17 protein-coding genes are annotated in these 21,882 nt (G+C 45.4%); 10 read left to right on the forward strand and 7 right to left on the reverse strand.

Annotation, left to right across the window (positions count from 1 at the left end; all coding sequences use genetic code 11):
* Nucleotides 1–79 precede the first annotated feature (79 nt).
* The gene (locus tag LU297_RS05705) at nucleotides 80–1,537 is read right to left on the reverse strand and encodes a mechanosensitive ion channel (protein ID WP_263075597.1); all 1,458 of its coding nucleotides are present in this window, start codon (nucleotides 1,535–1,537) and stop codon (nucleotides 80–82) included.
* Between the two features lie 284 nt (nucleotides 1,538–1,821).
* On the opposite strand from LU297_RS05705, the gene bamJ reads away from it, so the two are divergent.
* The 6 genes from bamJ (at nucleotide 1,822) to LU297_RS05735 (ending at nucleotide 7,488) form a co-directional block, all read left to right on the forward strand.
* Entirely contained in the window at nucleotides 1,822–2,688 is an 867-nt protein-coding gene (gene bamJ, locus LU297_RS05710; RefSeq protein WP_263075598.1) for a BamJ family beta-barrel-assembly machinery protein, read from the forward strand.
* 168 nt (nucleotides 2,689–2,856) lie between these two features.
* The gene (locus LU297_RS05715) at nucleotides 2,857–3,420 is read left to right on the forward strand and encodes a hypothetical protein (RefSeq protein ID WP_263075599.1); all 564 of its coding nucleotides are present in this window, start codon (nucleotides 2,857–2,859) and stop codon (nucleotides 3,418–3,420) included.
* 213 nt (nucleotides 3,421–3,633) lie between these two features.
* Nucleotides 3,634–4,635: a siderophore ABC transporter substrate-binding protein gene (locus tag LU297_RS05720; RefSeq protein WP_263075600.1), complete on the forward strand. Its 1,002-nt coding sequence runs from the start codon at nucleotides 3,634–3,636 to the stop codon at nucleotides 4,633–4,635.
* Nucleotides 4,636–4,762: 127 nt separating this feature from the next.
* Nucleotides 4,763–5,749 (forward strand): ABC transporter permease, encoded by a 987-nt coding sequence (locus LU297_RS05725; RefSeq protein ID WP_263075601.1) that lies wholly within the window; start codon nucleotides 4,763–4,765, stop codon nucleotides 5,747–5,749.
* Nucleotides 5,750–5,754: 5 nt separating this feature from the next.
* Nucleotides 5,755–6,726 (forward strand): iron chelate uptake ABC transporter family permease subunit, encoded by a 972-nt coding sequence (locus LU297_RS05730; RefSeq protein WP_263075602.1) that lies wholly within the window; start codon nucleotides 5,755–5,757, stop codon nucleotides 6,724–6,726.
* Nucleotides 6,727–6,729: 3 nt separating this feature from the next.
* A complete protein-coding gene (locus LU297_RS05735; RefSeq protein ID WP_263075603.1) occupies nucleotides 6,730–7,488 on the forward strand; it encodes an ATP-binding cassette domain-containing protein in 759 nt (252 codons plus the stop codon).
* Nucleotides 7,489–7,491: 3 nt separating this feature from the next.
* Here LU297_RS05735 and LU297_RS05740 read toward each other — a convergent pair whose 3' ends face one another.
* The 5 genes from LU297_RS05740 to LU297_RS05760 form a co-directional block, all read right to left on the reverse strand.
* Nucleotides 7,492–8,454: a tRNA dihydrouridine synthase gene (locus tag LU297_RS05740; RefSeq protein ID WP_263075604.1), complete on the reverse strand. Its 963-nt coding sequence runs from the start codon at nucleotides 8,452–8,454 to the stop codon at nucleotides 7,492–7,494.
* A gap of 4 nt (nucleotides 8,455–8,458) precedes the next feature.
* Complete coding sequence (locus tag LU297_RS05745; RefSeq protein ID WP_263075605.1) at nucleotides 8,459–9,016, reverse strand: hypothetical protein; 558 nt, start codon at nucleotides 9,014–9,016, stop codon at nucleotides 8,459–8,461.
* Between the two features lie 161 nt (nucleotides 9,017–9,177).
* Nucleotides 9,178–10,692 (reverse strand): UvrD-helicase domain-containing protein, encoded by a 1,515-nt coding sequence (locus LU297_RS05750; protein WP_263075606.1) that lies wholly within the window; start codon nucleotides 10,690–10,692, stop codon nucleotides 9,178–9,180.
* A 63-nt stretch (nucleotides 10,693–10,755) separates the two neighbouring features.
* Nucleotides 10,756–11,598 carry an EamA/RhaT family transporter gene (locus LU297_RS05755; protein ID WP_263075607.1) on the reverse strand — a complete coding sequence of 281 codons (843 nt, stop codon included), beginning with the start codon at nucleotides 11,596–11,598 and terminating at the stop codon, nucleotides 10,756–10,758.
* A 179-nt stretch (nucleotides 11,599–11,777) separates the two neighbouring features.
* Nucleotides 11,778–12,161: an MliC family protein gene (locus tag LU297_RS05760; RefSeq protein WP_263075608.1), complete on the reverse strand. Its 384-nt coding sequence runs from the start codon at nucleotides 12,159–12,161 to the stop codon at nucleotides 11,778–11,780.
* A 309-nt stretch (nucleotides 12,162–12,470) separates the two neighbouring features.
* Here LU297_RS05760 and LU297_RS05765 point away from each other — a divergent pair, with 309 nt between their 5' ends.
* Nucleotides 12,471–14,162 (forward strand): FMN-binding glutamate synthase family protein, encoded by a 1,692-nt coding sequence (locus LU297_RS05765; RefSeq protein ID WP_263075609.1) that lies wholly within the window; start codon nucleotides 12,471–12,473, stop codon nucleotides 14,160–14,162.
* Nucleotides 14,163–14,217: 55 nt separating this feature from the next.
* Here LU297_RS05765 and exaC read toward each other — a convergent pair whose 3' ends face one another.
* Nucleotides 14,218–15,729 carry an acetaldehyde dehydrogenase ExaC gene (gene exaC, locus LU297_RS05770; protein WP_263075610.1) on the reverse strand — a complete coding sequence of 504 codons (1,512 nt, stop codon included), beginning with the start codon at nucleotides 15,727–15,729 and terminating at the stop codon, nucleotides 14,218–14,220.
* Between the two features lie 458 nt (nucleotides 15,730–16,187).
* Here exaC and LU297_RS05775 point away from each other — a divergent pair, with 458 nt between their 5' ends.
* The 3 genes from LU297_RS05775 (at nucleotide 16,188) to lpdA (ending at nucleotide 21,865) form a co-directional block, all read left to right on the forward strand.
* Nucleotides 16,188–19,034: a 2-oxoglutarate dehydrogenase E1 component gene (locus LU297_RS05775; RefSeq protein ID WP_263075611.1), complete on the forward strand. Its 2,847-nt coding sequence runs from the start codon at nucleotides 16,188–16,190 to the stop codon at nucleotides 19,032–19,034.
* Between the two features lie 90 nt (nucleotides 19,035–19,124).
* Nucleotides 19,125–20,324 carry a 2-oxoglutarate dehydrogenase complex dihydrolipoyllysine-residue succinyltransferase gene (gene odhB, locus LU297_RS05780; protein ID WP_263075612.1) on the forward strand — a complete coding sequence of 400 codons (1,200 nt, stop codon included), beginning with the start codon at nucleotides 19,125–19,127 and terminating at the stop codon, nucleotides 20,322–20,324.
* Nucleotides 20,325–20,416: 92 nt separating this feature from the next.
* Nucleotides 20,417–21,865, forward strand: coding sequence for a dihydrolipoyl dehydrogenase (lpdA, locus tag LU297_RS05785; RefSeq protein WP_263075613.1), 1,449 nt, complete (start codon nucleotides 20,417–20,419; stop codon nucleotides 21,863–21,865).
* The last annotated feature ends 17 nt before the right edge of the window (nucleotides 21,866–21,882 follow it).

The raw sequence follows: 21,882 nt of genomic DNA on the forward strand, positions 1-21,882 counted from the left end.
AAAGGTGTTGCAGTTAGTTTGATGATTCAAGCCATAAAAAAAACAGCCCCAAATGGAGCTGTTTTTGTTAGAAAGCCGATTATTTGTTGTCGTTTTCTAGTTTGTCTTGTAGGCGACGCAGGTAACGAGCTGCCGCTTCTTGACCGCCCAAGCCAAATGATAGAGCAAAGGCAACAGCAACAGCACCCAAAGTTAGACCAAAGGCAAGATTGACGATAGAGTCAGCGATGCCCATGGCTTTTAGACCCATTGCCAAAACCAGACCCATAATCAAGACACGCACGATGTTGGCTAGGAATTTTGAACCTTGTTCTGAACGCTCCACCACACCAGCGATGATGTTGGCAAGCCAAAAACCGATGGTTAGGATAACCGCACCTAAGATGATTTGACTACCAAAGGCGATGAACATAGTAACGATGTCGCTGATTTGGGCAAAGCCAAGTAGGTCGGCTGCTGCAACGGTGGCAAACAGCATGGCGAAGAATAAAATCGCACCACTAACGATGTCAGATAGGCTTTTTGTGCCCAGCACATTTTGCATGCCAATTTTGGCTGGTAAAGCGTTGATTTGAGTGCTATCAAGCAGACCTTTGATGATGCCTGCAATCATACGCACCACAAAATAAGTGATGGCAAGTACAGCGACTGCGGTGAATACATTTGGCAATGATTCCATCACTTTGTTGAGCATATTGGTCGCAGGACGAGAGATGGCTTCAACTTTTAAGGCATCAAGAGCTGCGATGGTGAATGGCATGATAATTAGCAAGAATGCCACAGAACCTGCAATGTTTGGTAGGCTGTTCTTTTCGCTCACACCTGCTTTGCTGGCTAGGGCTTGAATATTTAGACCTGCCACTAAGTTGGTGGCGATAGAGCGAACAATCTTGGCAACAACGAAACCAACAAAGAACACAAAGCCTGCCATCACTGCATTTGGCATGAAACTAAAAATCTTATCAACCATATTGGTCAATGGGGTAAATAGACCATCTAGACCCAAACGACCAACCACCATGGTCAATACAATCAGCAAGATAAACCAATAAATCACATCAGCGATGGTGCTGCTCATTGGTTTGACACCAGCTTCGGCAGATAGTTTGTCATCTAGTGAAGTTTTGTTCAAGGCAGCGGCAGCAGCATTGCGAGCAATGGTCGCCACAAACCAGCCGATTGCACCAACAGCAACGGCGGCTAATAGATTTGGCAAGAACAGCAGCACTTGGTTAATCATATTGGCAAAAGGCACTGAGATTGAATTTAGGTTTAATTGGTTCAACGCACCAGAAATGGCGATGGCAAATACAAACCAAAAGACAATTTTTGAAAGAATGTTGTCCAGCTGGTAAGTAGTGCCAACCGATTTACCGACTTTTTCGTTGATATTAAGATGTTGTAGGGCTTTGCGAACGATGGCGGCAAGCACAAGGGCAATCAGCCAGCCTAGCACAAAAATGACAATCGCACCAATGATAGAACCAATAGGTCCTTGTAGGCTTTGATTGAAAATGGCGATTTTTGAGAAATCCATACCATTGACTCCATTAAAAATGATTATAACAAATTATTGAAAATTTTCACGGACTTTCTTGACAATTTTGAAATACTTTATCAATAAAATCCGAATACGCCCCATTGTAACACCAAAAATGCAGTTTTTTGGGCGAGCGTTAAACTTTGCTCACAAAATTAACAATACTTATACAGCTTTTGCCAAAACGCACGGATTTTTGATGGCAAAAAAATTGAATTTTTGATATGATGGGCAAAATTTCGACATTCCGTCATTTTTGACATTTTTTTGGATTTAAGATTATGAAAAAACACATTTTGGTATCAGCAATCGTTGCTGCACTTGCCCTGACTGGCTGTAACAAAGACAAAGAAGCTGCTCCTGCTGACGGCAAAGCGGCTAAATCTACCGTGATTAACGAAAAAAGCACCGAGATGCAAAAGGTCAGTTTCTTGCTTGGTTTTAACACAGGCAAGGACATGAAAGAGCTGGATAGCGAGATTGACCTAGATATTTTCTACAAAGCCATGAAAGACGGTTTTAATGGCAAAGAAAATGCCTTGACCGACGAAGAAATCAAAGAGCTGGCAACCGCTTACGAAAAACGCAAAACCGAAGAGGCCAAGAAAAAGTTTGACGAAACTGCTGCCAAAAACAAAGCTGATGGCGAAAAATTCTTGGCTGAAAACGCCAAAAAAGAAGGCGTACAAACCACTGCATCAGGCTTGCAATATAAAGTCATCACCGAAGGTACTGGCAAACAACCAAAAGCCACTGACACTGTTGTGGTGCATTATGAAGGTAAACTGCTAGATGGTAAAGTGTTTGATAGTTCGTATGAGCGTCAAATGCCAGCACAGTTCCAGCTAAATCAAGTCATCAAAGGCTGGACAGAAGGTCTGCAACTGATGAAAGAGGGTTCAAAATATGAGTTTTATGTGCCATCAGAGCTTGCTTATGGTGCAGAAGGTAATCAAAACATCGAACCAAACAGCGTGCTGATTTTCACGGTTGAGCTACTGACCGAAGCCCAAGCCAAAGAGGCTGTCGCTAAGGCTCAGGCTGAGCTTGAAAAACAAATGAAAGCGATGCAAGAAGCCCAAGCTGCTCAACAATCTGCTGGTGAAGCTAAGACTGACGCAGCAGGTCAAGACCAAGCCAAAAAATAAGCCAGCAGACAACAAAAAACCGCTCTTGATGGGGCGGTTTTTTTTGTCAGGCAATCCAAGTAATATCAAGAATGATGAATTTACCATAATCCAACAGTTTAGCCATTCATTATTGATGATGATTATGCTATGCTATGGTCGATTTATTTTTTGACAAAAAGGGTTTTTATGAAAGCATATGGCGTACTTGTAGCAAGTTTGGCGGTTTTTGGTTTGACAGCGTGTGCATCACTACCAAACACGCCTTCATTGCCAAATCTGGGTAAAATTTTACCAACCAGCACTCAAAACACCGCTGCCCAAGCAGGCGAGGCAGCTGCTCCGACCGTTTCGACCAGCGAAAACATCAATGCTGTGGTCAATGCCTTTGTGGTGCGTCAGGCTGGCGGTAGTGAGACTTTGGAACCAGTTACTGCCAATACCGCCATCAAGTCAGGCGATGTAATTGAGTATCATGGTTTGTTCACCAATACAGGCAAAGACCGTGTGCGTCAAATGACAGTAACACTTGCCTTGCCACAAGGTGCGGCTTTCACAGGCGTGACTGAGCCTGCGTTGGGCGTTAAGGCAAGTTTGGATAATAGCCGTTTTGTCTTTATGCCAATTCGTGTCAGCAATAATGGTGCGGTTGAGAATGTACCATTTGCTCAGTATAAGGCACTTCGCTGGACGATTGAGGAGATTGGCATCGGTGCAACGGCGGTGGTTAAATACCGTGCAACCATCCAATAATAAAAGATAAATAAAAAACCACTCTATTTTGAGTGGTTTTTTATTTCATAAATCACATCATTTTTGGGGGTTTGGTAGGAATTTGGTTGCTAAATTAGAAATATTATTATTTACAATAGCATTGTGCCAATAATTGTTTTATAATATTCAACTCATTTATCAATTATTTTTTTATTAGTTGTGCTGACGACTAGATATTTGGACGAGTATGCAATGAAGAAATTAACCACACTTGCTTTGGCGGTATTGATGACAACAGGTTTGGCGGCTTGCGGTAAAGAAGATAAGTCATCTGAGCAAAATGCCGAGCAAGTTACTCAAACAAAAACAGATTCAGCAGATGTTCAAGCAAGCAACACCCCAACAGAGCAGATGACCATCAAAACCGCAACAGGCGAGCAGCAAATCCCTGCCAATCCACACCCGCTGGCGGTGTATGATATGACAGCGATGCAGAACTTGGCAGTATTGGGCGTGCCAGTCGAGGGCATGCCGTCAGGTTTGCGTCTAAATAATCTAAAAGCCGCCAATACCCCAGAATCTGCCGACATTGGCACATTGTTTGAGCCAAATTTGGAGGCATTGAACGCCTTGCAACCAAAAGCAGTATTGGTGGGTAGCCGTATGGCGGAAAAAAGCGAAGAGATTGCTAAGGTTGCCCCTGTTTATAATCTGACCATTGACACCAATAATGTCTATGAGGCGACCAAGCAACAACTGACGGATTTTGGTAAATTGTTTGGCAAAGAGGCCGAAGCCAAAACCGCTATTACCGAAATTGATGCCGTAATTGCCGAAGCTCAAAAGGCGGTTGCTGGCAAGGGTAACGGCTTGGCGATTTTGGTCAATGGCAACAAATTATCTGCCTATGGCAAAAACTCTCGTTATGGATTTTTGCATACCACTTTTGGGATTCCGATGGCTGATGAGCATATCCAAGAAGCAAGACACGGACAGCCGATTTCTTTTGAATACCTACAAAAAACTGACCCAGATTGGTTGTTTGTGCTAGACCGTGGTGCGGCGATTGGCGAAGAGGGCGAATCTGCTGAATCGGTGTTGAACAATCCGCTTATGCACAACACCAAAGCCTACAAAAACGGACAAATTGTCTATCTAAGTGCCGAAAGCTACTTGGCGTTTGGTGGCTATTATCAATGGCTCACTGATGCCAGAATCGTCATTGATGCCTTTAATGCCAAAAATAATCCTTGATTTGCAAGATAAGTAAAGAGCCGTTTTGGTTCTTTACTTTTTTGATAATGGGATTTTTCATTTTTTGTTCAGCTGCTGATGAATATAATCAGCTGCCAAGCCAATAACCATCAATCCATCAAAATCTATGACCAAATCCAACCTCATTTTATCGCCGATACTACTTAATGCTGGCAGTGTACTGTTATTAGCACTGCTGGCATTGGTAAGCGTGTCGGTGGGCGTGGCAGATTTTTCTTGGCAGGGATTGCTTGGGCAGTCAGGTCAAGATTGGCAATTGCTGCTGGTCAGTCGCCTGCCTCGTACGCTTGCCATTATTTTGACAGGGGCGAGCATGGCGGTTGCTGGCATGATGATGCAGGTCGTCCTAAAAAACCGTTTTGTTGAGCCGTCTATGGTGGGGGCCACTCAAAGTGCGGCGTTGGGTATGCTGATGACGGTCTTGCTTTATCCTGCTGCTTCGGTGATGATGAAGATTGTCATTGCAACCATTTGTGCGATGATTGGTATGATGGTGTTCATGCGACTGATTCGTCGTCTGCCAGCCACAGATTATCTCATCGTTCCTTTGGTGGGTATTGTCTATGGCGGTATCATTGATGCGTTTAGCACTTTTATTGCTTATCAAACAGAGATGGTGCAGCTGCTTGGCGTATGGCGATTTGGCGATTTTTCGTCAATCTTGGCAGGTCGATATGAGATGCTGTGGCTGGTCGGTATTTTGGCGGTGGTTGCCTATGTGCTGGCGGATAGATTGACCATTGTCGGACTTGGCGACCATATTGCCAAAAACTTGGGCGTGAATAAAGAGCTGGTGATGTGGCTATCGGTGGCGATGGTGGCATTGATTAGCTCGGTGGTGGTCTCAACAGTGGGCATGATTCCTTTTGTGGGATTGATTGTGCCAAACATCATCAGCCGTATGATGGGCGATAGACTAAGATTGACCCTGCCTGCGGTGGCACTTTTTGGTTCATCAGCAGTCCTGATTTGTGACATCATCGGGCGAGTGATTCGTTATCCTTTTGAGATTCCTGTGACGGTGGTGTTTGGTGTGCTGGGTGCATTGGTTTTTTTGGTATTGCTGTTTCATAATTCACGCCAAGCAGGATAAAAGTGATGAGTATGTTGTCTGTCATCAAAAAACACCCCATTGCCACAGCATCACTACTGTTGTTGGGTGCGTGCCTACTATTTTTGGGGCTAAATTTGGTGGGTAATGTGGAATTTGCCTTGCAACTTCGTGGCAAAAAATTGCTTGCCTTATTGACGGTGGGTTTTGCCATCGGTACTTCAACTTTATTATTTCAAACCTTGACACACAATCCCATTTTGACCCCAGCATTGCTTGGTTTTGATAGCTTATATGTACTTATCAAGAGTTTGATGGTGTTCTTTTTGGGCTCGGTGGGTATGGCAAACATCTTACCCATTGGCAAATTTGGCTTCGAGGTTGTGTTGATGCTAGTGTTATCAATGCTACTGTTTCGTTGGCTGTTTGCTGGTCGTGGACAAGATTTGACACGGCTGATTTTGGTGGGTGTGGTGTTTGGTCTGTTGTTTCGCAGCTTATCTTATTTGGTGGCACGAATGATTGACCCAGAGGAGTTTGTTACCGTGCAAGCGGTCAGCTATGCTCAGTTTAATACCATCAATACCCAAGTGTTGAGCGTGGCAGTTTTGGTCTGTCTAGGCTGTGCCTTGCTGATGTATCGCCTACGCCATCAATGTGATGTGCTGATGCTTGGTCGATTGCCTGCCGTCAATCTGGGCATCAATTATCCAAAATTGGGCTTATTGCTGTTGATGATGATTGCCTTGTTGGTGTCAGTCTCTACCGCCATGGTCGGACCAGTGACTTTTTTTGGACTATTGGTGTGTGCTTTAACTAATCAACTGTGCCATCAGATGTATCATGGTCAAAGACTGGTCTTGGTGAGTGTGATTGCGATGTTGTGCTTGGTGGGTGGTCAGATGATTTTTGAGCATATTTTGGGCATGGCAGGCGTGCTAGAAGTGGTCATCGAATTGGTGGGCGGACTGGTCTTTTTGTGGTTAATTTTTCATCAATATCGACATCAAAAGGGGTAGAATGTGATTCAAGTTAGCCAAATCAATCATCAGTTAAACAAGCAGCAGATACTTCGTGATGTGTCTTTGTCATTAGAAGCAGGGCAAGTGATTGCTTTGATTGGTCCTAATGGTGCAGGCAAATCGACGCTGTTTTCGTTGATGGCACGCATTTGCCCACTACAATCAGGTGTGGTCAAATTTGGCGAGTATGACATCGCCAAGACGGACCAGCAAACGCTTGCTAAGCAGCTTGCGATGCTGACCCAAGAAAACCATGTGCAAGGCAGATTGCGTGTCAAAGAGTTATTGATGTTTGGGCGATTTCCATATCATCAGGGCAGTCCCAGCGTAGCAGATTGGCAAAAAGTACAAGAGGTCATTGATGAGTTTGAATTGAGCGAACTTGCCGATCGGTTTTTGTCCGACTTATCAGGTGGGCAACGCCAGCGAGTATTGATTGCGATGATTGTGTGCCAAGACACGCCCTATGTGTTACTTGACGAGCCTCTCAACAACCTTGATATGTATCACGCTGGCAAATTGATGAGAAAACTTAGGGCGTTATCACAACAGGGCAAGACCATCGTCATCGTTTTGCATGACATCAACCAAGCCGCCCAATTTGCTGATACGGTGGTGATGATGAAACAGGGTCAGGTGATGGCGGTTGGGGAGCCTGCCTGCGTACTGACTGCTGATGCGATGTATGACCTATATGGAGTGAAAGCCACTGTACTGACCCATCAGGGACGACCAGTCATCGTGGACACGCTAAACTGAGGTTTAGTCGCTGGCAATAAGAGCGGTTTTGATGTCATCAGCCGCTTTTATTTTTTTGACTGTCTGCCAAAGCCTATCTGCTTGCTCATAGCCTTTGGTCAGCATTCCAAGCCATTGTTTGTAGCGTCCGACAAGTCCATTTTGGTTGTCGGTGTCGTCATTTAAAAACTCCAATTGATAAGGCAATAATCCTTGCCAATCCAGCACTTTGCCATTGCCAATTTGGGCGATTAAATCAGGTCTTGTTACCGCCCCACGCCCAAGCATTAAATGAGGGGTGTGGGCTTCTTGGCTACAACGCTTGGCATCATCTGCCGTCCAAATCTCACCATTGGCAATCACAGGTATGCCAAGCTGGGTAAAGGCGGTGATTTTATCCCAATAAGCAGGCGGTTTGTAGCCGTCCACTTTGGTGCGAGCGTGAACTGTCAGCCAGCTTGCGTTGGCAGATTTGACCGCCTGCCCAATGTCGTTCATTTTGGAAGTGTCAGTATAGCCTAGGCGGATTTTTGCCGATACTGGAATGTGCTTGGGGACGGCTTGGCGGACTTGGCTGATGATGGCGTACAGCGTTTCAGGTTCGTCAAGTAGCACCGAACCGCCCTTGTGGTTATTGACCGTCTTGGCAGGGCAACCAAAGTTTAAATCAATCACCAATGCCCCACAAGAGACCGCCACCATCGCACTTTGTGCCATTGTATCAGGGTTGTTGCCCAAAAGCTGAATGTGAACAGGCGTACCGCTTGCCGTCTTACCGCCATTGTGTAGCTCTGGCACAAATTTATAAAAGGTGTGGGCAGGCAGTGGGTAATGGGTAACACGGATAAACTCACTTACCGCCCAATCATAGGGCGTACCCAAATCGGTGGCAATCTGGGTTAAAATCTTTCGCATTAGGGGGTCTGTTAAGCCTTCCATTGGGGCAAGCAGACGAACAGAATTTTGGAAAAAATTTTGAAAATTCATTGGGTTAGCACCCAATATGCAGATGCAGATAAGTACCTTCTTTGCCCCGTGAAAAGCTGGCACTGGTTTCATTATCGCAAACATTGTCTTCAGTGCTAAATTTGATATGACGGTTTAAATGGCGATATTGGGCGTTGGTCATTGGAGCAAATTTAACCCCAAAACCCACACCGCCACATTCAAAACAATAATATTCATAATAAAATTCACTAATCGGCAACCCATATAAAGTCGCATTTTTTAAAGGAATGATGGCTTGCAGAACAATGTCTTGATTGGGGTTTTTGTACACTTTGGCAGGTGAAAGGTCGGCACGGTAAGGGGCTTGGATTGGATAATTGCCTTTTTGGGCGTATTTGGTTAAGGGATTGATTTTTTTATAATTATTAGAATGGATATCATCTACAAAAATATTACTCATTAGCTTATCAATCAAAACCCCATCATCGCCTGTTTTGCCCTGCTCCAAATATTCAAAAGCAGGTGTCCAGTCGGCACTATGGGCAAGGTTGGGTGTAATAAGGACAATGGATAAAGCAAGTGGGGCGAGTAGGGATTTCATAAATATATCCTAAGTGGCTAATGATAATGATTTTATTCACAAATTTTACCAAATTCTGTGCAGAATGTCCCATTTTTTACCCAATTGAGTATAGAAAAATGATGGGCAATGTGTCAAATTTTGATGACAACCACAAACAAGAAAGGGATTGTTGCTAGCCATTACCCCAAAACCACCTTTTTTCTTTGTAAACCATCTAATAAATCATCAATGTGGTGTGTATCAAGCACCGCCTTGCCACGAGTGCATGCCACATAGAGCAGACGCAATTCTTCTGGGCTGATTTTGACGCTTTGGTGTGTCACATCATACAAAAAATCATCGCTAATCTGCACGCTATTCCATTCTAGCCCTTTGGCTTTATGAGCGGTGGTGATGATGTAGTCGGCATTTTGGGGTGGTGTGAGTTTTTCTAGGGTGTGCTGCAAGGTTTTGGTGCCATGTTCGTCAATGAGCTTCACCCAAGTTTTTAAATCACCGCCTTCACCTGTCTCACTAAATTCTTGCACTTCGCCCCAATGCCCAAAAAAAGCCAGCTCGGCAATACCATAGGCGGACTTACCATTTTTGAGATTTTCTGCCCCCTGACAAAATCTGAGTATTCTTTGGGTGTCGGCTTGTAGGGCGACCTTATGACCCAGTTTTAGACCAAGTAATAGCTCACTCATGGCGTTAGCATTGGTGCGACATAAGATGGCGTCTTTTTTGCCATGAACCAGACTTTTGGCGATGGTAGAATGTTGATTGGGGTTGCCTTTGAGTGGTATGGTTTCTTGTAAGGCGGTCAAAAATACATTGGCAATCTGAGCAATCGGCTCGCCAAAACGAAAAGACTGAGTCAGCAGTGTCTGCGGATAAGGCAGTCTTTTCATGGCGTTTAATGCACCACGCCATTCATAAATCTGCTGATGAGCATCGCCCACATAGATGGTTTGTTTGTCTTGGCGAATCAATGCTCCCATCATCAAAGGGTCGGCATCTTGGGCTTCATCAAACAGCACAAAATCGGCTGGAATGATGGGATTGGAGAGTGTCCATAGTTTTAGATAGACATCGTGGCTGATGCCTGATTGATGGCGTGGGTCAATGGATTGTAGCCAGCGTCTTTCAAAAGCAGGATACAGATATTCTTGCAGGCGAGCGGCATCGGCAGCATCAAGCCAGCTTGGTACATTGATGTGTCGTGGGGCAGGATAGGCTGATGAGGTTTTGCAAAAATTGGTCATTGCCGCGCTGATGATACCGCCTAATTTGGCAGGGGTTAGCATGACGGGTTTTTTGATGCCATCAACCAAGCGTTCAACAGCAATGCCCTGAACTCCAAGCTCTTCGGCAAGGCGAGCTGGGGTTAGGCGTGGCAAAGAGACTTTGGCGGTGATGTCTCTTGACACATGGCGAAATGCCAGCGAATGAAAAGTTTGGCAACGCACATTGGGCGGAAATTTGCCCTGAGCCTCATTGGCGATGGCTTTATTAAATGCCAAATACAGTCCACGACCACGCAGATTTTCGCTGATGAGTTTTAGGGTGGTGGTTTTGCCAGCCCCTGCATACGCCACGATTTTGAACGATTGTCCAGTCCTTGCCATATCAAGAGCGGCAAGCTGCTCATCGGTCGGTGTGGGGCGTGCCTGTGCGATTGGGTTGCTTGGTGGCAAAAAATTAGGCTCGGTCATTGTGATTGCTAAACGAAAAAAACAGCCAATTATAGCACAAGCTGATGGTAAATTTTGATGCTTTTAAAACAAAAATAGCCGTGCAATCGCCACCAATGCCAGAACGATGCCAAAGGCGTTGATGATGCTGATTTTTTCTCGAAATAGCCACAGTCCTGTCATGGTTCCGACAACAATCACACCCATATTCATGCCAGCAAAGACCAAAGTGGGCGTGTCGCTCATGGCTTTATGGGCGTTGATATAGGTATAAATATTGGTAAAGTTGAGCAGCCCAAGCAATAAACCGCCCAGCAAACTGATGGTGCGTGGTTTGATTTTTTTGATGAACAGGTACGCCAGCATGAATAGGCAAGCCAGTCCAAAACTGATGATGAGATTACCAGCCGTTGCACCGCCTAATTTGCTCAGCTGTTTGAGTAGCACATCGATGACGCCATAGCCAACAAAGACGCCAATCAGCCATAATGTGGCGAATCGTTGAGCTGGCTGATTGGTGCGATAAGGCTTATATAGCAGGCAACCCATTGCCAAAAATACCAGCACCAAAGCGATGAGTTTTGAGGAAGTTAAATCCTCGCCAAACAGGGTAAATGAAGCCATGATGGGAATGATGAGTGCTAGACGCTGTGCGGTGTCAGATTTGACGATGCCAGCCGCTTGCACCGCCTTACCCATCACCAAAAAGATGCTAGGCAATAGCACACCAAGTGCCACAAAAATGGGCAATCCTTGTGCCAAAATGTGCGTGTCAATGCTGGGTTTGAGCAGCCATAAGGTCAGCACGATACAGACGATATAGTTGGTCATGATGGCGGTGGCAAGGTCGATGTCTTTGGTTTTGGCAATTTTGAGCAATACTGACACCAAAACACTACAAATGACGCTAATGGCTAAAAATCCCACAATAATATCTCCAATGATTTTTGTACAATTGTACGCTCAATTTTTTGGGAAAGCAAAGTTTTTTGTGATGGGTTTGGCATTGATGATTAGAATGTGTGATTACCAGCCAGAGTCAATGAGGTCATAAAAAATCTCCAAAGACCAATGATGTCTTTGGAGATGTATGTCAGCGATGATGCTTAGCCAAGTCGGCAGACGGTTTCGCCACGATTGCCGTGTGTGCCTACATAGCCAAAATATGCCTCACCGCCTTTGGTGTGCCATTCTCCGCCAGCACCAAACAAGCCTTGATTGGCGATGTAGCGATTGCCTGATGCAGCAGGTGCAATCGACATGATGGCACGATAATCTTGCACGATGAGTTCTAGCTTGTCATCAGCGATGTTTTTGGTATAGACAGTCAGACCGTTATCGCAATCATATTTTTGCGTTTGGGTGGTGTGTGCTGTCTGAACAGACTGAGCCAATGTGCCAGATTGAGTTGAAGTCGGTGTGGTGGTCGGTTGGCTGGCACAGGCTGTTAATGCCAAAGCAGCCGCCATCAGTGATATAGACTTTTTCATGATAATCCTATCGTCAGTTGAGTTGGTATTTGATACAGTATAATATATTTTTGAGTGTAGTACAACCATTCGTATTTTCTGGCGTTTAGTGATTTTTACAATAAGATTATTAGTTTTTATGAATTTTTAGAATGAATAAATATGCTATAATCCTTGGTTGCTTAGCGACTGATGTTGGTCAATGTTGAAATGAGAGTTTGCCAGTAAGCGGTAATTTTTTATTTCAAAGTTGTCCATTTTGTTATGTAAAAATGATGATGCCCCACCGTATTGCGGGAAGCAATCTGGGGTCGATTGGATTGATAGCCCATGCCAAATACCAACACAAATATTGCTCAAAAGCCATCAAGCGATACTTCGTCCAATTATTTCTTTTTAATCATGCCCAGATTTTTCTTATTTTGGGTGTGTATTGCCATTGTACCGATTTCCTATTTTTTTAAAATTTGGTGGTTGTTTGGCATTGCCGTTTGTTTGACGATTTTGGGCATTTATAACATCAATCAAAAACGCCATTCTGTATTACGAAACTACCCCATTAGTGGGCATTTTCGTTTTTTGTTTGAAAATTTTCGTCCAGAAATTCGCCAGTATTTTTTGGAAGACGACCACGAAGAGGTGCCGTTTTCTCGTCAGCAGCGTTCTATTGTTTATCAGCGAGCCAAAAATTTGGATAGTACAACCGCCTTTGGTTCTATCGTAGATTTAAAGCGAGATGGGGCGGAATGGTTTTTGCATTCTGGTAACAGCAAAAGCATTAAAGATTATAAATTTAAGGTTAAAATTGGCGGTAAAGATTGCCAAAAGCCTTATGAAATGTCGATATTTAACATTTCGGCAATGAGCTTTGGGGCGTTGTCGGCAGCCGCTATTGAAGCCTTGAACAAGGGAGCAAAAGAAGGCGAGTTTGCCCACGATACAGGCGAGGGTAGTATCAGCCCCTATCATCAAAAGCATGGAGGTGATTTGATTTGGGAGCTTGGCACAGCGTATTTTGGTTGCCGAGATGACAATGGGCGATTTAACCCAGAGACTTTTAAACAACGAGCTACGCTTGACCAAGTTAAGATGATTGAAATCAAGCTAAGTCAAGGAGCCAAGCCTGGTAAGGGTGGGGTGCTACCTGCGTCCAAAATCACCGAAGAAATCGCCAAAACTCGTGATATTCCAATGGGCATCGATTGTATCAGTCCTGCCACGCACCCAGAGTTTAGCACACCAAGAGAGCTGGTCAAATTCTGGCAAAAACTACGAGAACTGTCTGGCGGTAAGCCTGTTGGCTTTAAGCTGTGCATTGGTATGCCGTGGGAGTTTATGGCGATTGTTAAGGCGATGATTGAAGAAGATGATTATCCTGATTTTATTGTCGTGGACGGTGCGGAGGGTGGTACGGGTGCTGCCCCTGTGGAGTTTATGGACACGGTGGGCATGCCGCTGATTGATGCCTTGATTTTTGTACAAAATACCCTTGTGGGGGCTGGCATTCGTGATAAAATTCGTGTTGGCGTGTCGGGTAAAATCATCACAGGCTTTGACATTGCCAAGATGATGGCGATTGGGGCGGATTGGTGTAATTCAGCTCGTGGCTTTATGTTTGCGGTGGGCTGTATCCAGTCTCGCTCTTGTCATACCAACAAATGTCCTGTTGGGGTTGCTACCCAAGACCCCGCCCGCCAAAAAGCCCTTGATGTGCCAGATAAGGCAACTCGTGTCAAAAATTTCCACGCCAATACTTTAAAGGCATTGGCGGACATTGTTGGCTGTGCAGGGCTTGACCACCCAACTCAGTTAAAGGCACACCATATCGTTCGCCGTCAGCCTGATGGTTGGATTAAACTGTTGTCAGAACACTATCAATTTATTGCGAACGGTTCGCTACTGACAGGCGATTGTGGGCGAAAGGTGCTTGATGATATGTGGCGACTGGCCGACCCTGATAGCTTTCAAGCGATGGCGATTGCTGATGAAATCGTCCAAAAAGAAAATGAGCGAAATCGCTAAGTTTCATATGGAACAAAAAATCCCCAAGTTTGATTGGGGATTTTTTGTTGATGGATTAGAAGAAACCTAATGCCTTGCCACTATAACTGACGAGCAAATTTTTGGTTTGTTGATAATGTGCCAACATCATTTTGTGTGTCTCACGCCCAATGCCTGATTTTTTGTAACCGCCAAAGGCTGCGTGAGCAGGATAGATGTGATAGCAGTTTGTCCAGACACGCCCTGCTTGAATGGCTCGCCCTGCACGATAGGCAATGCTACCATCACGACTCCAAACACCTGCACCTAATCCATACATGGTATCGTTAGCGATGCTGATGGCTTCATCAAAGTCTTTAAAGGTGGTGACTGATAGCACAGGCCCAAAAATCTCTTCTTGGAAGATTGTCATTGAGTTATCGCCCTGAAAAATGGTGGGCTCGATATAAAATCCTCCATCAATTTCTTGGCGTGCCTCTCCACCTGTTAGAATTTTAGCACCTTCTGCTTTGCCTTTGGCGATACAGCCTAAAATTTTATCTTGTTGTTCTTGGCTGGCCTGAGCACCAATCATGGTGTTGGTATCCAGAGGGTGTCCTGTTTTGATGCTTTTAACTCGCTCCACCGCTTTTTTCAAAAATGCTTCGGCAATCGATTCATGAACTAAGGCACGAGATGGACAGGTGCATACCTCGCCTTGATTGAGGGCGAACATGGCAAAGCCTTCTAGTGCTTTATCCAAAAATTCGTCATCTTTGTCCATCACATCGGCAAAGAAGATATTGGGCGATTTGCCACCAAGCTCCAAAGTTACAGGAATGATGTTTTTGGTGGCGTATTCCATCACTTTTTGACCAATTTCGGTAGAGCCTGTGAACGCCACTTTGCCAATGCGAGGGCTGGTTGCCAAAGGCTGACCAACTTCTGGACCAAAACCATTGACGATGTTTAGCACCCCCGCAGGCAATAAGTCAGCAATCAGCTCAACCAAAACCATGATACTGGCAGGGGTTTGTTCGGCAGGTTTTAGCACGATGCAATTACCTGCCGCTAATGCAGGGGCGATTTTCCATGCTGCCATCAAAATTGGGAAGTTCCAAGGAATAATCTGCCCAACCACACCGATTGGTTCATGAAAATGATAGGCGACCGTGTCTTCGTCAATTTGGCTGATGCTGCCTTCTTGGGCACGAATGCAGCCAGCAAAATAGCGAAAATGGTCAATGGCAAGAGGAATGTCAGCCGCCAGTGTTTCACGAATGGGCTTGCCATTTTCCCATGTTTCTGCCACAGCCAGCAGTTCTAGGTTTTCTTCTAGGCGGTCGGCAATTTTGAGCAAGATATTTGAGCGTTCTGTGGCAGAAGTTTTGCCCCAGCTGGCAAATGCCTCATGAGCTGCATCTAGTGCCAGCTCAATGTCTTGATGTGTTGATTTGGCGACTTTGGTAAAGGGTTTGCCATCTACGGGCGAAATATCATCAAAATACTCACCATTGATGGGTGCAATCCATTTTCCACCAATAAAATTATCGTATTTTTCTTTGAAGTTGATTTTGGCACCATCGGTATTGGGATTGGCGTAACGCATCACATGACTCCTTGTTTGTCGTTTCGTATTGCCACAGGACACAAAATCTAATCGATGGACATTCCTTGATACCACTGAGGACTGCACAACAAAAAAGATTGTGCACAGGTGGACACTTTTATAATGCACCAAAACGATGGGCATGGCAAATGGTATTTTGCCATCAATTTGTTTCAAAATATGTCAAAAACACCACCGTGAACCATGCCGCATTATCATTAAAAAAATCATAATAAAACCTTTGTTGTTTTGATAAAATTTATCATTCGGTATCCAAGCCGTGATTTTTGGGGAAAATTTATTGGATTTTGGGCGGTTTGGCGGTTTGTAACTTGTTATCTGGGCGTAAATGGCGTAAACTATGTAATGATGCGTTTATCTGACGCAAAGCCATGCCGTTTTTAGATGAATTTGGTTCGGCTGGCACTTTGGATTTTTGACTAACATGGCGAAAGACAATGACAAACAGTAAAGATACGGTGGCTTTTTCGAACACCGAATTGGCAGCGGATAGTGCCGCCTATGTTGAGGCACTGTATGAGCAATATTTGGCGGATAAGCAGAGCGTCAGCGAGGATTGGCAGAGTTATTTTGAGACTTATCGTCAAGACACTGATGCACCGCATAATGCCATTAAAGAGCAATTTTTGCTATTGGCTCGCAATCAAACAAACGCCAAGCCAGCAGCGATGAGCGAGGGCGAGAGTGCCAATCCAAAACAGATGGCGGTCGCTGGGCTGATTGAGGCTTATCGTCGCTTGGGTCATCAAAAAGCAAGCCTAGACCCATTGGGATTGCAGGTGCGTCCAGCAGTGGCTGAGCTTGAATTGGGCTTTTATGGATTAAGCAATGCTGATTTGGACAGCGTCTTTTCGGTGGGCGATTTAGCCATTGGCAAAACTTCTGCCAAACTAAGCGAAATCATCGCTGCACTAGAAAGTATCTACTGCCAGAGCATTGGCTATGAATATACCCATGTTTATACCACCGCAGAGAAGCAATGGTTTGAAAATTACATCGAATCTAAGCAGGGTAAGATTGCTTTTGATAAAGCCAAAAAGTTGGAAATTTTTGAACGATTGACGGCTGCTGAGGGTCTAGAAAAGTATCTGGCTCGTAAATATACTGGCGTTAAGCGTTTTGGCTTGGAAGGGGGCGAAAGCTTCATTCCTGCGGTACACGAAATGATACAACGCACTGGGGCACAAGGCTCAAAAGAAGTCGTGATTGGCATGGCACACCGTGGTCGTCTAAACCTTTTGGTGAACATTTTGGGCAAAAACCCAAGTGCCTTGTTTGATGAGTTTGACGGCAAAGTACAGCCAACGATTGGTTCTGGCGATGTCAAATACCACAATGGTTTTAGTTCTAATGTGATGACCGAAGGCGGAGAGATGCATTTGGCACTTGCCTTTAACCCATCGCATCTAGAAATCGTCTCGCCTGTGGTACAAGGTTCTGTGCGTGCCAGACAAGCTCGCCGCAGCGAGGGCTACGGATTTGATATTGACAACAGCACCGTATTGCCAATCATCGTGCATGGCGATGCTGCTTTTGCAGGTCAAGGGGTAAACCAAGAAACCTTCCAAATGTCACAAACTCGTGCCTATAAGACAGGCGGTACAGTTCATATTGTGATTAACAACCAAGTTGGTTTTACCACTTCTCGCCCAGAAGACGCTCGTTCAACCGAGTATTGTACTGATGTTGCCAAGATGGTTCATGCACCAGTTTTACACATCAATGGTGATGACCCTGAGGCGGTGGTATTTGCCAGCCAGCTTGCGGTCGATTATCGCAAAGCCTTTGGCAAAGATATCGTCATTGATATTTTCTGCTATCGCCGTAATGGTCACAATGAATCTGATGAGCCATCAGCAACCCAACCTTTAATGTATGCCGTCATCAAAAAACTACCAACCACTCGTACCAAATATGCTGATAAGTTGATTGGCGAGGGCGTGTTGAGCAGCGAAGAAAGTGCCAAATTTGAAGATGATTATCGTCAGTCGCTAGATCGTGGCGAGTTTGTTGCCAAAGGTTTGGTTGAAAAACCAGATACACAGCTATTTGTGGACTGGACTCCTTATGTTGGACATCAGCTTGAAGATGATTTTGATACTGGTGTTGCGATTGATAAACTTAAAGCCTATGGCGTGGCAATGTCAAAAGTGCCAGAAGGATTTGCATTACAACGCCAAGTTGCCAAAGTGGTTGAGCAACGCCTAGCAATGCAAACAGGCGAAGAGCCTCTAAACTGGGGTGCTGCTGAGACTTTGGCGTACGCATCATTGGTTGATGAAGGTGCCTTGGTGCGTATCACAGGCGAAGATGTGGGTCGTGGTACTTTCTCACACCGTCATTCTGAATTGTATAACATGAATGATGGCAGCTTGTACATTCCACTACAACACATCTCAGAGGGTCAAGCTCGCTTTGCTACTTACAATTCATTGCTGTCTGAGGAAGCGGTACTGGCGTTCGAATACGGCTATGCCACCACCATTCCAAATGCATTGGTGATTTGGGAAGCTCAGTTTGGTGACTTTGTCAATGGTGCTCAGGTTGTCATTGACCAGTTTATTTCATCTGGCGAAACCAAATGGCAACGCCTGTGTGGCTTGGTGATGCTGTTACCGCACGGCTTTGAGGGTCAAGGCCCTGAGCACTCATCAGCTCGTTTGGAGCGTTTCTTGCAGCTATGTGCTGAGGAGAATATGCAGGTCATCACACCAACGACACCAGCACAGATTTTCCACGCATTGCGTCGTCAGGTGGTACGCCCTGTGCGTAAGCCATTGGTGGTAATGTCGCCTAAGTCATTGCTTCGTCACCCACTGGCTACCTCAACCTTAGAAGAGTTGGCGTCTGGTAAGTTTGAAACGGTATTGCCAGAGATTGATGCGATTGACAACAGCAAAGTGACTCGTCTGGTGCTTTGTGGTGGTAAGGTGTACTATGAATTGCTAGAACAACGCCGTAAACTGGGTCTAGACCATGTTGCCATCGTGCGTATTGAGCAGTTGTATCCATTCCCAGAAGAGCGAGTATTGGCAGAGCTTGCCAAATATCCAAATCTGACCGAAGTGGTATGGGCACAAGAAGAGCCACACAATCAGGGTGCGTGCTACTTCATCATGCCTGAACTGTATCACACGGTACCAAAAGCAAGTCAAGCTAAGATTGTGATGGCAACTCGCCCAGCTGCCGCTGCACCTGCCACAGGCTCGCCAAAAATGCATAACGAACAACAAAAAGCGGTTGTTGCAGATGCATTGGGCGTCACTGCTGACCAATTACAATAATTCGTACAGCCAAAGCGAATAGGTCGTTTTGGCTGTCTTTGATTTTTTTAACTAACTATTAGATGTTTATAAACTTTCAAGGAGTTTATTATGGCTGAAATCAAAGCCCCAGTATTCCCAGAATCAGTACCAGATGGCACGATTGTTGAGTGGCATGTTGCCGAAGGCGAAGCAGTGAGCCGTGACCAGTTGCTTGCCGAAGTTGAAACAGATAAGGTCGTCCTAGAAATCGTTGCTCCTGATGATGGCGTGGTTGTTAGCATTGTTAAAAATGTTGATGACACTGTTTTGTCAGGCGAAGTGGTGGCACATTTTGAAGCAGGTGCAACAGCCACCGCAGCTCCTGCTGCTACACCAGATCCAGTTGTGCCAGTTGCTGCTGCTCCTGCCGCCGCTCCTGCTGCTGCATCGGGCAATGAAGCAGAATTTAAAGACCAATCGCCAGCAGTTCGTAAAGCTGCCAAAGAAACAGGCATCAACCCAGCTGATGTACAAGGTTCGGGTCGTGGTGGACGAGTAACCAAATCAGACATGATTAACCCAACCCTAAAAGGCGACAATGGTCAAGTGATTGCTACTGCGGTGGGTCAGCGTATTGAGAAGCGTGAGCCGATGACTCGTCTGCGTAAGCGTATCGCCGAACGCCTATTATCTGCCACTCAAGAAACCGCAATGCTGACCACTTTTAACGAAGTGAACATGAAGCCATTGATGGATTTGCGTGCCAAATACAAAGACCGTTTCGAGAAGCGTCATGGTGTTAAACTTGGCTTTATGTCATTGTTTGTGAAGGCAGCCACCGAAGCCCTAAAACGCTTCCCTGCGGTGAATGCTTCTATCGATGGCGATGACATCATCTATCATGGTTACTATGATGTGGGTGTGGCAGTATCATCAGACCGTGGCTTGGTTGTACCTGTGCTTCGTGACACAGACAACATGGGCATGGCTGACATCGAAGCAGGTATCCGTGATTATGCGATTAAGGCTCGTGAAGGTAAGCTGTCTATTGATGAAATGAGCGGCGGTACTTTCACCATTACTAACGGTGGTGTCTTTGGTTCGTTGCTATCTACCCCAATCATCAACCCACCACAAACCGCCATCTTGGGCATGCACGCCATTAATGAACGCCCAATGGCAGTCAATGGCGAAGTGGTTATCCTACCGATGATGTATTTGGCGTTGTCTTATGACCATCGTCTGATTGATGGTAAAGAAGCGGTGCAGTTCTTGGTAACCATCAAAGAATTGATTGAAGACCCATCAATGCTATTACTTGACCTATAATCCTTGATGGATTAAGGATTTACAAAGGATTGTCAGTCATGCAGGCTTGACAATTCTTTGCACATGAACATTTACAAAAAAGAGTAAAAATTATGAAAACTTCTTATGACCTAGTCGTAATCGGTGGTGGGCCTGGTGGCTATGAAGCCGCCATTCGTGGTGCTCAGCTTGGTTTTTCGGTGGCCTGTATCGAAAAACGCATTCATAAAGGCGAACCAGCATTGGGCGGTACTTGCTTGAATGTTGGCTGTATCCCATCAAAGGCCTTGCTTGACAGCTCTCACCGTTATGAAGCGACTCGCCATGAGCTTGCTGAACACGGCATCAGCACAGGCGATGTTAATATCGACATCGCAAAAATGCTAGAACGCAAAGACGGTATTGTCAAAGGCTTGACCGCAGGTGTGGCAGGGCTACTAAAAGGCAATGGCGTGGATTGGCTACAAGGTTGGGGTACTTTGGTTGATGGCAAAGCTGCCGAAAAACAAATCAAATTCACCGACCACGATGGTGCTGAACACGCCATCACAGCCAAATATGTGATTTTGGCGGCTGGTTCTGTGCCAATCGAAATCCCTGTTGCCAAGACTGATGGCGAATACATCGTGGACAGCACTGGTGCGTTGGAGTTTAGTGAAGTGCCTAAGCGTCTTGGTGTGATTGGTGCTGGCGTGATTGGCTTGGAGCTAGGTTCTGTATGGCGTCGTCTTGGTGCAGAAGTGGTGGTTTATGAAGCGATGCCAGAATTTTTGGCGGTGGCTGACCAAGACATCTCAAAAGAAGCAGCCAAATTGCTGAAAAAACAAGGTCTAGACATTCGTGTTGATACCAAAGTTACCAACGCTGAGGTGGTGAATGGCGAGGTGGTTGTAACCACTGATGTTAAAGGCGAAGTAAAAACCGAAACCTTTGATAGACTGATTGTCTGCGTGGGTCGCCGTGCATACAGCGAAAAATTGCTTGCTGAGGGCTGCGGCATCGAATTGACCGAGCGTGGTTTGGTGGCGGTTGATGACCAATGCAAAACCAACCTAGATGGCGTGTATGCGATTGGTGACTTGGTACGAGGCCCGATGCTTGCTCACAAAGCGATGGAAGAGGGCATGATGGCGGTAGAACGCATTCATGGCGAAAAAGCCCAAGTAAACTACGACACCATCATCAGCGTGATTTATACTCACCCTGAGATTGCATGGGTTGGCTTGACCGAAAAAGCAGCAACTGAGCAAGGCTATGAGGTGAAGACTGGTTCATTTAGTCTGTCTGCCAACGGTCGTGCATTGGCACAGGGCGAAGGTCAAGGCTTGATTAAAGTAGTTGCCGATGCTAAGACTGACCGTCTGCTGGGCTTACACATGGTTGGCGTGGGTGCTGGCGACATCGTTCATCAAGGCATGATTGCGATGGAGTTTGTGTCTAGCGTTGAAGATTTGCAATTGATGACCTTTGCACACCCAACCGTATCAGAAGCGGTACACGAAGCAGCATTGTCTGCGGACGGTCGTGCGATTCACGCCATTCAGCGTAAAAAACGCAAATAATCGACTGCTTAATAAAA

It is taken from the genome of Moraxella nasicaprae, from assembly GCF_025643275.1.
In the GTDB taxonomy this organism is placed as follows: Bacteria; Pseudomonadota; Gammaproteobacteria; order Pseudomonadales; family Moraxellaceae; genus Moraxella; species Moraxella nasicaprae.

Coding starts and splice junctions, on each gene's coding strand:
- LU297_RS05775 (WP_263075611.1), top strand. CDS start 16,188: ATGACAAACAGTAAAGATACGGTGGCTTTTTCGAACACCGAATTGGCA.
- LU297_RS05725 (WP_263075601.1), top strand. CDS start 4,763: ATGACCAAATCCAACCTCATTTTATCGCCGATACTACTTAATGCTGGC.
- bamJ (WP_263075598.1), top strand. CDS start 1,822: ATGAAAAAACACATTTTGGTATCAGCAATCGTTGCTGCACTTGCCCTG.
- LU297_RS05730 (WP_263075602.1), top strand. CDS start 5,755: ATGAGTATGTTGTCTGTCATCAAAAAACACCCCATTGCCACAGCATCA.
- LU297_RS05765 (WP_263075609.1), top strand. CDS start 12,471: ATGCCAAATACCAACACAAATATTGCTCAAAAGCCATCAAGCGATACT.
- LU297_RS05715 (WP_263075599.1), top strand. CDS start 2,857: ATGAAAGCATATGGCGTACTTGTAGCAAGTTTGGCGGTTTTTGGTTTG.
- exaC (WP_263075610.1), bottom strand. CDS start 15,729: ATGCGTTACGCCAATCCCAATACCGATGGTGCCAAAATCAACTTCAAA.
- LU297_RS05745 (WP_263075605.1), bottom strand. CDS start 9,016: ATGAAATCCCTACTCGCCCCACTTGCTTTATCCATTGTCCTTATTACA.
- LU297_RS05705 (WP_263075597.1), bottom strand. CDS start 1,537: ATGGATTTCTCAAAAATCGCCATTTTCAATCAAAGCCTACAAGGACCT.
- odhB (WP_263075612.1), top strand. CDS start 19,125: ATGGCTGAAATCAAAGCCCCAGTATTCCCAGAATCAGTACCAGATGGC.
- lpdA (WP_263075613.1), top strand. CDS start 20,417: ATGAAAACTTCTTATGACCTAGTCGTAATCGGTGGTGGGCCTGGTGGC.
- LU297_RS05750 (WP_263075606.1), bottom strand. CDS start 10,692: ATGACCGAGCCTAATTTTTTGCCACCAAGCAACCCAATCGCACAGGCA.
- LU297_RS05740 (WP_263075604.1), bottom strand. CDS start 8,454: ATGAATTTTCAAAATTTTTTCCAAAATTCTGTTCGTCTGCTTGCCCCA.
- LU297_RS05720 (WP_263075600.1), top strand. CDS start 3,634: ATGAAGAAATTAACCACACTTGCTTTGGCGGTATTGATGACAACAGGT.
- LU297_RS05760 (WP_263075608.1), bottom strand. CDS start 12,161: ATGAAAAAGTCTATATCACTGATGGCGGCTGCTTTGGCATTAACAGCC.